The sequence below is a fragment of the Proteiniclasticum sediminis genome (assembly GCF_018128025.1).
GTDB classification, from domain to species: domain Bacteria; phylum Bacillota; class Clostridia; order Clostridiales; family Clostridiaceae; genus Proteiniclasticum; species Proteiniclasticum sediminis.
In genome coordinates, this window is the sequence record NZ_JAGSCS010000032.1 from 1 (window position 1) to 13,016 (window position 13,016).

Annotated in this window: 11 protein-coding genes and 1 pseudogene; 7 read left to right on the forward strand and 5 right to left on the reverse strand. The window is 41.2% G+C overall.

From position 1 onward, the window contains the following. The 4 genes from KCG48_RS13990 to KCG48_RS14005 form a co-directional block, all read left to right on the forward strand. A partial coding sequence (locus tag KCG48_RS13990; protein WP_211802803.1) for an RHS repeat-associated core domain-containing protein occupies window positions 1-873 on the forward strand: 873 nt, incomplete at its 5' end. Between the two features lie 12 nt (window positions 874-885). Then, on the forward strand, window positions 886-1,296 hold the full coding sequence (locus KCG48_RS13995; RefSeq protein WP_211802804.1) for a hypothetical protein: 411 nt from the start codon (window positions 886-888) through the stop codon (window positions 1,294-1,296). Window positions 1,297-1,374: 78 nt separating this feature from the next. Next, complete coding sequence (locus tag KCG48_RS14000; RefSeq protein ID WP_331000406.1) at window positions 1,375-2,073, forward strand: RHS repeat-associated core domain-containing protein; 699 nt, start codon at window positions 1,375-1,377, stop codon at window positions 2,071-2,073. A gap of 15 nt (window positions 2,074-2,088) precedes the next feature. Further along, a complete protein-coding gene (locus KCG48_RS14005) occupies window positions 2,089-2,418 on the forward strand; it encodes a hypothetical protein (protein ID WP_211802806.1) in 330 nt (109 codons plus the stop codon). Here the strand turns inward: KCG48_RS14005 and KCG48_RS14010 are convergent. Then, entirely contained in the window at window positions 2,384-2,836 is a 453-nt protein-coding gene (locus KCG48_RS14010) for a transposase (protein WP_211802807.1), read from the reverse strand. The two genes, KCG48_RS14005 and KCG48_RS14010, sit on opposite strands and share 35 nt — an antisense overlap. A gap of 236 nt (window positions 2,837-3,072) precedes the next feature. Here KCG48_RS14010 and KCG48_RS14015 point away from each other — a divergent pair, with 236 nt between their 5' ends. Beyond that, window positions 3,073-3,456, forward strand: coding sequence for a hypothetical protein (locus tag KCG48_RS14015; protein WP_211802808.1), 384 nt, complete (start codon window positions 3,073-3,075; stop codon window positions 3,454-3,456). A 205-nt stretch (window positions 3,457-3,661) separates the two neighbouring features. On the opposite strand, the gene KCG48_RS14020 is transcribed toward KCG48_RS14015, so the two are convergent. Further along, a complete protein-coding gene (locus tag KCG48_RS14020) occupies window positions 3,662-4,972 on the reverse strand; it encodes an IS1380 family transposase (RefSeq protein WP_211802809.1) in 1,311 nt (436 codons plus the stop codon). A 1,396-nt stretch (window positions 4,973-6,368) separates the two neighbouring features. Between KCG48_RS14020 and KCG48_RS14025 the strand changes: the two genes are divergently transcribed. Continuing rightward, on the forward strand, window positions 6,369-6,701 hold the full coding sequence (locus tag KCG48_RS14025) for a helix-turn-helix domain-containing protein (RefSeq protein WP_211802810.1): 333 nt from the start codon (window positions 6,369-6,371) through the stop codon (window positions 6,699-6,701). A gap of 23 nt (window positions 6,702-6,724) precedes the next feature. After that, window positions 6,725-7,444: an IS3 family transposase gene (locus tag KCG48_RS14030; protein ID WP_331000407.1), complete on the forward strand. Its 720-nt coding sequence runs from the start codon at window positions 6,725-6,727 to the stop codon at window positions 7,442-7,444. A gap of 297 nt (window positions 7,445-7,741) precedes the next feature. Here the strand turns inward: KCG48_RS14030 and KCG48_RS14035 are convergent, their stop codons facing one another. The 3 genes and pseudogenes from KCG48_RS14035 to KCG48_RS14045 form a co-directional block, all read right to left on the reverse strand. Continuing rightward, on the reverse strand, window positions 7,742-8,614 hold the full coding sequence (locus KCG48_RS14035) for a hypothetical protein (RefSeq protein ID WP_211802812.1): 873 nt from the start codon (window positions 8,612-8,614) through the stop codon (window positions 7,742-7,744). A 100-nt stretch (window positions 8,615-8,714) separates the two neighbouring features. Further along, a complete protein-coding gene (locus KCG48_RS14040) occupies window positions 8,715-9,596 on the reverse strand; it encodes a hypothetical protein (RefSeq protein ID WP_211802813.1) in 882 nt (293 codons plus the stop codon). Window positions 9,597-11,257: 1,661 nt separating this feature from the next. Then, window positions 11,258-12,379 (reverse strand): annotated as a pseudogene (locus KCG48_RS14045) (IS5 family transposase); the annotation flags it as partial. Window positions 12,380-13,016: the final 637 nt, after the last annotated feature.

Consider the following 13,016-nt stretch of genomic DNA (forward strand, 5'->3'; position numbering starts at 1 on the left):
TGGAATGAGGAGACGTATTTCTATGTCCACAATCTCCAGGGGGATGTCATCGGCCTGCTGGATCGCACCGGGGCACTTGTGGTACGCTATACCTATGACACCTGGGGAAAACCGCTCACCGTGGAAGGGACCCTGGCGGAAACCCTGGGGCAGAAGAATCCCTACCGGTATCGGGGGTACACCTATGACAAGGAGACGGGACTCTACTACCTGGGCTCCCGGTACTACAATCCGGAAATCGGGCGGTTTATTAATGCGGATGGTACGGACATCATGTTGGAACATCTTGATGACAGTATTCTGGTCACGAATCTTTATGCTTACTGTCTCAATAATCCTGTGAGATACAATGATCCTTATGGTGAGTTTGCAACCGAAGCTGGTGTTTTGACGTACGTATCATATACAGCTTCCGCGGGTAGTTTGAATTTTTGGAATCCGGTTGGTTGGGTGCTACTTGGAGCTGCAGTTGTTGGCGTTTGCAGTTTGGTAGGTGTTAAAATATACAACAGCCAAAAAATAAAACAAACCGCCGCATTATCGTCTACATTATTGTTGATGAATTTTGCATCTACCGCGGCCACTCCTCCGCCGCCTAACAAAGGCGGAAAAGGTACTCAGACATCATCAAAAACCCTATATAATAAAAGCGGTAAAAACGGATTCCGAATTGATGTTGAAAATCCAGGAAACAGAGCTGGGCAAATTCACCTGCAAAAAGGTGGCGTTAAGTATTACTATAATGTGGCAGAAAAATCGTTTAGAATAGGTTCATCAAATGGACAGTTAGCCTCAAAAGCAATTCAACAGTTATTACAAAACCCAGATGTAATCAAGGCAATAGGTAAAGGTCTAACTATCTTAGGGTATTAGGGAGTGAGGTTATTGAAAAGAATAGAATACTTTGCATTGATAACAGGTCTTTTCAAATTCAAAACAATCACAGACGAACAAGGAAATGAAATTGTTCTCTTTGCACAGAGTAATTATGATTTTGTTGAAAATATCAAGGATAGAACTGAATTTGAAGCCTATGAAAATCATGTTCATCTTATAGACAACATAAGGAAAAATGAGTTTAACAAGCTTGTCCCTATCGCAAGAGATTTAGGACAAACATTGCTAAATTGTCTCAAATTTCAGTATCCAAATAAGCAATTCATAGTCTTTGTATCTCTGCATTTGAACGACTCCATGATTATTAGGTTCCATCAGAAATGGGAAAATGAAGAACCATATTGCAATCCATCTGAATTTACATCTTCGAAAGAGTTAGTTTTTTCATTTGAAAGTTAAGTCCAGCTCCAGAGCCACTGAATTTCGGCATTTGGCTTATCTTCATCCAAATGTCACGAAAATTTCCACTCAATTGTAATTTTCTGCTGGTTCTGCCGGTTTACTCTTTTCGCTGACACCTGGGGAAAACCGCTCACCGTGGAAGGAAGCCTGGCGGAAACCCTGGGGCAGAAGAATCCCTGCCGGTATCGGGGGTATTCCTATGACAAGGAAACTGAACTATATTATGTATCCAGTCGTTATTACGATCCTGAGACTTGTCGGTTTATTAATGCGGATTCAACGGATACTTTAACCGCAACAATGGATGATGTTACAGACAAGAATTTATTTGCTTATTGTGACAATAATCCCATAATGCGAATGGATGATGATGGTGAGTTCTGGAAAGAAATAGGCCTTGCAGTTGGTATTACAGCTGGTATAGTCGCTGTTGGTGCACTTGTTGTTGCCACAGGCGGATTAGCAGTTGTTGCAGTTGCTGGCGGTGGAACTATGTTGGTTGCTACATCAACAACCACAGCAGCTTTGGGCGTTGCTGCTGTTGCAGGAAAAGTGGCATATGGAGGCATATTAGTTCATGCTACCGCAGAAACCGCTGAAAGATATATTTCATATTCTAAAAGTAAGTCTGATCCATATGCAAGACCAGGACAAAAGAAACAAGGTAGGGAGAGAAAAGAAAAAAATAAAAACGACAATTGGAAACAAAATCCAAACAAAAAAGCAAAGCCATTGCCTAAGCATATCCCTGGACGCGAGCATAGAAAGTATTGAAGGAGATGATAGGTAATGAATTTGTGGAAATGTGAAAACTGGCTAAATATTATTGATGTTGAGCGAGCAAAAACTGGCGTTAGACTACGATTTGACAAGGATGTTGATGATGAAGTTCGGCGTTCATGTAAAGAGTTTTTATGTTGGATAAGAAAGCAATATTATTTTCCAATTAAAGTTCATATATATATTAAATCCGCAAATACTATTAAAGCTTTAGATGGGGACATGGTTTCTGCAACTTTTTTTGAACCGGATGATTACAATGTTGAACCATATATTAGAATAGCGGTCGGAGATTATTCTTATATTATTCAATATTCGTGGAGTCCAGATCCAAGATGATATGCCGTTTGTCTGATGGATTATGTGTCATTTTATAGAGATGCTCCAAAATATCGTTGAACTTATCGATGTCTTTCTGCTCGAAAGAGTTCAAAGTTCTTGAGATTGTGGGCTGGGAGGCGAGCGCCTCCTTCTCTAGCACTGCTGTAAACACAGGATCATATCGTAAATGATCTGCAGCATCATCTCTATGATAACCAGCGATATTCTGATAAATCAGCTGTTCAATGACGGAAGAGATGGAGTGAGTCTTTCGGTTATCAGTCCCGAAATATCGCTTAAGAAGGTTGTCAAACCCGATTTTATGGATAAATTCTTTGATGAAGAGCAGTTCGGAATCAGAAGACAGATTCCTACCGCTGAAATCAAAAGAAAATTTAGTATTGAATTGAAGTGCATTCTGCTGTAAACTCATCATGAAAAGAACTCCTTTTTATGTTTTTGTGGGCTTTAGCAATTTCACTTTAACATAATTTCGAGTTCTTTTCTTTTATTATTTTTGTCACCCAACGGGTGACAGAGTACAGGCTTTTAGATCATTGGGTTCCAATGGTTTGAAGAGAATCAATCTAAATTGTTGAATAATCCAGGCTTGATTATATTAAAAAACAAATTAAATGACACAACGGTTAAAAATAATAAGAGGAGAAAATTATGGAATCTAAATTAACTGTTCAATTGCTTGGGGTCTATACAATTAATGGTGTTTCTGATATTCATCTTTTAGAGTTGAATATCAGCTCTTCGCCGAGTGATGTAGATGTCTCATCTTTTACGCAAAAAGACGATAAGCTACCAAAGGATAGTTGGCAAACTGCATACGATGAACATTTTTTGAATGACGATGGCACGGAAGTTATTGGCACATATCTTGAACATGATAGTCTGATAGGAGATAAAACACGCATAGCATTTTTTATGTATTTCATTGATTTTAACAAGCCTTTATTAAGCCAATATGGAGAAATACAGCTATCTATAGCAACGCCTATCCCTGATAGGCTATTAAAAATAATTGATTTTGAGCCAGTTGATTAATTAGCCCGGATTATTCAACAAACTAATTAATAACGTGATCTTCCGATTTCAAACTACTTGTTATCGGCTCTATACTGTCTAACAAACAACAAATCTTTAGATTTGAGTACTTTTGGAAAGTCTTACTCAAGAATCTCCATTTTTATGTTCACTGAATAAGCCCAAAGTTTTTTTGGACTTCGTGAAAGCAATGATCTCAAATTGCTTAGCCCAAGGCTAAGAGGTGGATATTCTCTAACATTTTTAAGATGGCTTCTTTGTATGGTGCACTACTGCAGAGTCTCAACTTCATCTTTTTTGCGTGAGAAATGCTCTTTCCTGCGATCTTGATGAAGAGAGTTCTAAGAGTAGACATTCTGCTTTTCGAGAACTCTTTGGGTAAGACCAGCTGCTTCATAGCATTAACGAGACTATAGGCAACAGCGAGAATCATGGCTTTCGCCTGATTCGCCAAGAAAGAAGAATGGCTTAAGTGATCTAGCCCAAAATCAAGCTTGGTTTCCTTGATGTAGTTTTCCATGTTTCCACGTTTGTTGTAGACTTTCAGAATATCAGGAGCATCTAGCATCAGAGAAGTTATAATAAAGCTCTTTCGGGGAACTAGTTCCCCAGGAGAACGTTCAATCTTGGTTACTACGCGTCTACTATGGGACCAGGATTTTGCCTGATAAGAGAAGTCATCATACTGACAGTGATAGTTGCTGTAATCCATCTTATAGCGAGTGAGGAATAATTCTTCCTCATAGCTTGAGAGTTTTTGGAGTGTAGCGTTTGCCTTCAGCTTAAACACATAATGGACCCCATATTCTTCACAGAGATCATATAACTGAGGAACAGCAAACCCGCTATCACCTCTCACGAGAATTATGGCTTCTGGATAGGTTCTCCGTAAGGAGAACAGAACAGGCTCTAAGAAGTTCACCACACCAGTGGAAGTATACTCACTTCCTTTGCGGAGCATAAACTTCATCAGATCTCCGGTAAGTCCGTCGTAGAGAACCATGGGATGATACCCTGAGGTGTCATAATGGTAGATATAGGTACTTTCATCCTGATGACCATGGGTTTCAACATTCGTGGAGTCCAGATCCAAGATGATATGCCGTTTGTTTGATGGATTATGTGTCATTTTATAGAGATGCTCCAAAATATCGTTGAACTTATCGATGTCTTTCTGCTCGAAAGAGTTCAAAGTTCTTGAGATTGTGGGCTGGGAGGCGAGCGCCTCCTTCTCCAGCACTGCTGTAAACACAGGATCATATCGTAAATGATCTGCAGCATCATCTCTATGATAACCAGCGATATTCTGGTAAAGCAGCTGTTCAATGACAGAAGAGATGGAGTGAGTCTTTCGATTATCGGATCCAAAGTATTGGTTAAGAAGGTTGTCAAAACCGATCTTATGGATAAACTCTTTGATGAAGAGCAGTCCGGAATCAGAAGACAGATTCCCACCGCTGAAATCAAAAGAAAATTTAGTGTTGAATTGAAGTGCATTCTGCTGTAAACTCATCATGAAAAGAACTCCTTTTTATGTTTTTGTGTGTTTTTGCAATTTCACTTTAACATAAACTTGGGTTCTTTTCTTTTATTATTTTTGTCACCCAACGGGTGACAGAGTCCAGGCCTATAGATCATTGAGTTTCAATGGTTTGAAGAGAATCAATCTAAATTGTTGAATAATCCAGGATTAGAACTATTTTCTTGTTCGGAATCCGAACAACTACACCTCGGAGCCGCTGCACGGCGGCTCCGAGATAACCTCTACAATTCACCATTAAATTTCCATACAATGCGGATTTTCTGTATCATCTGTCCATTGACCGTTTCTGATTGTCCGAATGGAAGACTATCTATAGAAAGATTATGTGGAATAGGATAGTTTTGTAAAGTGTTTAGAAATCCGAAGTGAAGGAAAAATTGACACCAATATCGGGTTGGTCGAGGGACTTATGGGAGACATCCTCTCCGTGAATAACCTCAACGAAGCGTTCAGAAGAGTGAACGAAACAAGGGAAGCTATGGTACGGATGGGATGAGCATCGAAGAAATGGATACCTACCTTCGAGAACATGGAAGAACCTTACGAAACGCTCTAATGTAGAGGAAGTATTATCCCCACCGTGGTGAACAGAATGGTCCAACAGGAATGGTCCTAAAGCTCACTCTATTATTTGAACCATAATTCTTGGAAAGTAGATATGGCTACCACCGGGGAAGAAGTGTTCACGACGCCTTTTGCGATGTTGGTGAGCATCACCGGGAGGGATTTAAATGGGTAGTCGATTTGGATCTGGAAAAGTTCTTTAACACGGTCAAACAAAGCCGGCTTGTTCAGATGATGGGAAGATCATCAAAGATGGAAGCGTCATATCACTGATCTACAGATAAATTAGAGCTGGTGTGGTCATAGGCCATAAATTGAGAACAAGGAAATCAGCGTTCCGCAAGGGCAATGTCATTAAGTTAAGAAGAGGCTGTTACAAAGTAGCCTCTATCAACCCTATAGCACGTCAGTATGGTGCTATAGGGTTTTTCCTTGAAAGAAGCATTTTCTATGACCCATAGAGTAAAGAGATCGCAGGAAGAAGTTAAGGTTGGTCCAGTGATTTTTAGCGGGAGAAATAACCAAGGCCAAGGCGGAGGAAATCACTGGTGTAAATCCAGACACGATACGTGAATGGATTCGATTCTATCACCAAGAAGGACCCCTAGGCTTAATGAATCTGGAGTCGTATCGAACATACCCTACCGAACTGACGACAGAGGAGGTGATGGCATATCAGGCAGGTGAAGGCGGCCTCCGCGAGCTCTGTATTAGATTCAAAATCAAATCAAAATCCCAACTACAAAAATGGATAAAGTTGTATAATAGCGGCAAGAAACCCATTTCGAGGAGTGGAGGGAGCCGCATGAAAAAGTCACGGAAAACAACCCTGGAGGAGCGAATTCAGATCACCAAAGACTGTATCGCATCGGGTTATGATTATGGGGGGATCGCGCTCAAGTACGATGTCGGGTATCAGCAAGTCTACACGTGGGTGAAGAAATTTACGAAGCTGGGTAATGCCGGACTTGAAGATCGGCGAGGTCAGCGCAAGCTTGACCAGGTACCCCGAACCCCGGAAGAGGACGCACAGATTGAGATCGCCCGCCTGAAACATGAAAACTACATGCTGCGCATGGAACGAGACCTACTAATAAAATTGGAAGAGTTGGAGAGGAGGGATGCCTTTCGCAAGTAAGGCAATAGAATCAATATCAAGCCATACAAGGGTGTCATCAGGAGGATGGCTATCCGGTGGACAGCGCTTGCGCGCTGCTGGAGGTATCAAAATCCGCTTACTATAAATGGGTAAGCCACAAGCGTTTTCCAAGAGAGTTGAAGAATGAAGAAGTCGTGAAACTGATGGAAAAAATCCATCAGGAAAGCCCCGACAAGGGATACCGGAGAATTCGCGACGATCTGATTCATGATTACCACATCCAGATCTCCGACAAGAAAGCCCTTCGGCTATGTCGCTTGAAAGACCTGAAGTCTACGATCAAATATAAAACCCATAGTTGCACGCGAAGAGCAGACAATCCGCAGCATCTTGCGGAAAACCTCCTGAATCGCGAATTTCATGCTTCTAAGCCTAATGAGAAGTGGCTGACGGATGTTACGGAATTCCATTACTATGAAGGGGTTACCGAACACAAAGTCTATCTAAGTGCAATTCTGGATCTAAATAATCGAAGAATTGTGGCCTTTGCAATCCAAGACCACAATGACAATCGATTGGTTTTTGACACCTTTGACCAAGCGATGCAAGCCCACCCGAATGCCGACCCGCTGTTTCACAGGGACAGAGGTTATCAGTACACCAACCGTACGTTCTACCACAAGTTTGTGGAAGCAGGCATGACCCGTGGTGCACCCTACATCGATAATGGACCCATGAAAGGATTCTGGTGGATTCTCCAACGGGAATGGTATTATGGCTGATGGTTTATGGACCGGGAAGCCCTAGTCGCCATGATCGAGGGATATCTGGCGAATTACAATACCAGACGGCGTAGCGCAACCTTGGGGTGATGCCCCCATCGTGAAATATGAACGGTATCTGGCGGCATAAGAAAACCGCAAACCCCGATTGCCTAAACAACCTTGATTAGCGGAAATCCAGTGCGTAAGTGTTAAAAACGCCATTAAAAGCCAAAAGCTGTTAAAGACGTCTTTTAAAGAAAAGCAGTAACACAAAAGCTGATAAGCTTGTCTATCCGCAAATAGACGGATAGCACATCAGACTAGCATAGGTCTTTTCGAACTTGTAGAATCATGATTTTTGGATATACTACCCGTGCTTCCGAAAGAACGATTCAGCAAGACGTATCGGATATACACATACGTGGTCCCCCAAATGAAGAAGATAAGGAAGTAGATGTCGCCTATTCCCTCGATGTTTCCACCACCAGCAAAACTGCTTCTAGGGATTCCACCAACTAGATAATTTTCGGTGATATTGTTTCCATTGGTGTCAAACATAGATACTTCCTGTTCATCTAGTAAATATTTATTTTCTCCCTGCAATTCCACGACTTCACGATCAACTTCTGAGGCTTTATAGACATTAAGGAACTGCCTACCGGGGACATCGAATTTCACCTTTACTTCTCCCGTCTGGCTCTTGGGATTGTCCTCAACAAAATCCAGGCTATAGGAACTGATGGATCCTTCGACTTCGTACCCACCTACGATATAATACTTGAGTCCCTTATCATTAGGAACATAGGGTTGAATAACAGAAGAAAAGCCTGTATCCCTATAATCTGTTGAAATCAGACGATACTTCTGATTCAGCCCTTTTTTCAGCGTGGCAAACCCAAAGACGTGTGCGTTTTGTTTCTCGCGGTAAAAGACAACAAGCCTATCCTCCACATCTACAGACTCAATGATTTCGGTATCTGCTACGATGAGGTCGGATTCAGCGTGTAAAGCCGTGATGGCTTGCGCTAGCCGTACGTTATCTCGGGGGATCGAATACGCAGAATCGTACAGATAATAAGATGCACCAAGTGAGGCTAAGATTACGAAAATAATAGGTAGTAGTTTTGTGAATGGGATTTTCCCTGATGGTTTAGTTTCTTCAATAGAAGGCTTCTTGAGTTTAGTCATTTCTTCACCACCTTTTCTTTTTTTTTAGGCAAGCCGAAAGAACATTTAAAATACCCTTCAGCTGATCCGTGAAATAATAATCTATAATGAAGAATACTTATTAGAAGGAAACAGTCAATGTCTTTTTATCTCGTTGAGTCCAAGAAAACTTAGGAGTTATAGATATTCCAACACTACCTTTTCCAAAACTGGCACCAAAATCAAGTGACAATGTATGTGTGAGAAAGGCACCTTCAATACCACTAACAGACACCCTACCTCCTGCAACCGCAGCATATGTTACCACAGTTTTTGATAAATTATAAGTAACATAAGTTTCCGCGAGTGGATCAATTAGTTCGATATACCCATTATTAAAACTAAACGTTACACCGTTTCCTGAGGATATTTCTTTTTTTGTTATCGTCTTATTTTCAGAACCATTGATAGATGTATATGTAGCAATTAAACTACTTGACGTATGAAAATAGTTCGCTTCAGATCCGCCAATTGATGCAGCGGCATTATTAGTAGTATTGAGTGACGATCCAGTAATAAGTGTTGTATACTTCATAGTCAAATATGTCTTATTTGTAGCAGCATCATAGTAATATGTAGATTTGGCTACGCTGCCAGTGTACGTTGCAGATGCAAGTATACTCAGCTCTTCACTACCATCAAAGTTTCTGATAGCTGCAACTTGAGAATCTTCATAGTTAAAGGTTTTCTTTAACTCTTCATCGCTATATGTTTCATTAAGATTTTTAACATGCTTATTAAATTTATCAATCCATTCTTGTTCTGCTAAATTAATAATATTTTTTTCATCTTTAGACTTAGCTTCATTCTTTTTCTTGCTGAAATCGTCTCTTGCTTGGATGTATTCATTAGTAATTTGATAATTTACCGGGGCTTCAATGACTCTTTCTAATCCTAATACTTGAGTTGTGGCTAGAAATAGCATTAATACGAGTGAAACGATAAAATGGATTCTTTTCGTCATAAAACAACTCCTAAATAATATTATCATCAGACGATGATTATAGAATTATATCATATTTTTCCTGAGATAAATATCATTAACGGAATATTTATATTATTCATAAATTGTTACAGCTTTAGTTCACACAGTATTCCTCAAAACATCTATACAGAATACCTTCACCATGAATTGACCAGTCGATGTGCTGGTCAATTTTTTAGTTGAAAATCACGTAAATCATTGCAATTGCAAGGTTTCATCTTCGAAATACTAGACTTTCAAAGAGTTGTATATTATTATTAAAATACTAATATTATATTTAAAATCTCATAAAATAATCCATTCAAAGAAATATAAATGTAGATAAGTTCATGTTAATGAGTTATAAAATATTTAAAAAATATAATTTAGCTAGTGATTTCTCTGGAAGAACTTATAAAACTTCTCGATAATCAACTAACTCTTTATTTTTCCTCAGATTTTCAGGAGGATACCCTCTAATAGTTGGCCTAGTCCACATTGAATGAGGTTTCTTATCCATTCTGCTGAACGCTTTCTTCCCGCGTACATGTATCTGCGGGAAATCCAGGATCTACCGCTGCTAAATCGGAAGATGATCATTCAACTCCATAACCGGAAGTTTTTGTGATAATCCGAACTGCTCTCATCGAACTTTTGCAGAACACTTTACCTTTATCCGACCAAAATCCAAAATGACGAATCGTTTAATCGAAGAAATGATCACCCATTTTATAGTATGAGTTCCGTCTCGGCAGAAAAAGATCCTTGAAAAAATGTGGTTCAGGTTGGCAAGCTCACGATTTGCGGGCTCTTAAAAGGGCGGTAATTATCGATAAGTTTGCTCTTCGGATAGCTTGTATCGATGATTATACTTTTCGAAAAGGCTAGCGGTATAGCACGGTGCTAATTAAAGTGGAAACCAGGAAAGTGGTCGACATTTTGAACTCTAGGGACTTTGATGACGTGATACGATGGTTGGACGAGTTACCTAATCAGCAAATCGAAAATCGAGACGGTTCCATCACCTATCGAAAAGCCATCGGTGTAGTGAATGAGAAAATTGTCCAGTGAGTGACCGGGTTCATTTGATCAGAAATCTTACAGAGTATGCCAAGGGGTATCTCAAGAGGATCCTCCCTGCCTATATTCTTCTAGAAGGCATGACGCATCCACAAGTCGAGCACCAGGATCTTCCTCGACTTCATGAGAAAGTTCGCTATGCCAACATATGGGAATTGATCTTAGCCATCCAAAAGATGTGAAGTGACGGGTTTACCCAGAATCAAATTGCGGCAGTATTCCGCTTGGGCCACAGCACTGTCGCAGCTTATGCAAGAGTCATCCCTAAAGAGCAAGCAATGTATGAGGTTATCCCCATAATAAAGTTTTCGATTGCCGAAAAAGAGAGTGAAGAGCAAGCAGGATCCAAACCATCCAGGATATGAAGGTGCAAGGCTATTAAAAGATGAAGTAATGCCTACTGAACAAATGCCAAATTTTCGCGATAAGCAGCCACCAGGAAAACCCGCAAAAAAAGGTCGAAAAAATCATGGCAAATCTTCTTCAGATTCACCATGAGGATGGACAAGGTAATGACACTTTCGGTCGTTTCGGCGAGTCGGGTATAGATTTTGCCCAAACCGCACTTCAGTTTAACCAGACTAAATATCTCGCTCGCAGATGTCCCTGTAGTCCTGTTTTCGATCAGGTTTATCGTTCTTCTTGGGTCTGCCCAGGGTTGGGCTGGATAAGCGGATTCCACGGTCTTTGCAGTATTTCAAATTGGTCCGATTCCGATAAATCTTGTCCGTAAGGACTCGTTCCGGGAATTTCCCCGTTCTCATCTGATAGCGTTCAAGGACATCTATCAGGGTTGTCGATTCGTTATAGGATTCAAAGGACTGGTTCTCCAGGCGGGTGAACCCGCTGCATACGCTGATATCGAGCTTCGCACCGAATTGAACCGGTGCTTTGATCTTCCCTCTGACAATGGGCCTCAGATAAGGCTGGGACAGGGTGACAATCCGGTTATCCACACTATGGGTGCGGTGATCGAACATGTACTTCTGCTGATCAAAGAGGGCACGGACAATCCCAAGCCTCTTCTCCGACTTTGGGCTAAGGGTTTTCCACCTGCCGAGCAGGATATCGATGGATTTCAGGTTTCTCGCGAGATATTGCAGCTGTTTTCGAATTCCCTTGCGAATTTCGGTGGAGGTTTTCTTCTTCTTCCGAACCATGTTCAGGTAGTCCTTGCGCGCCTGCTTCTTGTAGGTTCTAGGCTTCCTGCCATCCTTCGGGTCATGAAGTTCCGTGATCGTATCTTCGGTGTTCTCGCGAGCTTTGTTCAGCAGTTCAATGTCCTGTGGATATTTGACATAGGATGGCGCACATGTGGCATCGACAATCAGCGTCCCTACGTTCTCTGGAGAGTCTCCTGGTCCGCAATCGCCGTCGTCGTCCTTGACCGAGTCCTCTTTTTCGGCATTTTTGATGATCATCTCGTTGATTTCCCCTACGATGGAGGGCGTCAGCCTCTTCCTGAAATAAACCATCAGGGAAGGATCGAAGGGAAGTTTGCACTCGTACTTTGCAAAGCCACAGAAATACTGGAGATAAGGGCTTTCTTGGATCATCAGGGCGGTTTCCTCGTCGGAGAATCCGTATTCCAGCTGGATGATCAGTGCTCCCAAGGCAAGATGCAGTGGCTTCGCCACATTGCCTCTGCGGTTGGCAAACAGTTTCGCGTACTTCAGTTCAATCTCAGCCCAGGGAATGGCCTCTGATTTCTTGACCTATCGGTTGTCCGGGCTCATTTTCATTCCCACCGGCTGGCCAAAATCGGAAAAATTGATCTGTTTGCTCCTGAACTTATACATCGTGCATCTCCTTGTGCAGGCTTTTTTGTTGAAATCGATACTTTTGTTTACACTAATTATACGTTAAAACGACTTGAACAGCACCTGTCACAAGGGCTTTCACATTATTCAGTAGCCATTAGATAAAACAAAAATATCCGAAGGCACCTTTGACAGTTATGTTGATGATGGTCGGCTACGAAAGAGTGTCCAAGTAGTGTAAGCTAATTGAAGACAGCTATGCTGTATAGACGATGGTGGTCGGTCCACCGGAGCCGCCATACAGGTGGAGGTTTCAAACTACCTTAAGGTGTTGTGGACAAAAGCCAGGGTATTGAGCATTTGGAAAAGGTGGTTTAATCTGTCAAGTGAGCATTAAGTAGACGAAGGAGCATACTATTGTACTTTATCAATTAACCCTGAAGAAAATTGGAGTAATTCTGAAAATTAATCTTGAAGATATCGTCGGCTATTGGTATATTGGGATCGATTACAATTATACATCGAAAGGGTGATGTTCTTGTCTCGATTCCGTAAACTGACGGCCGCTTTTCTTTGTCTG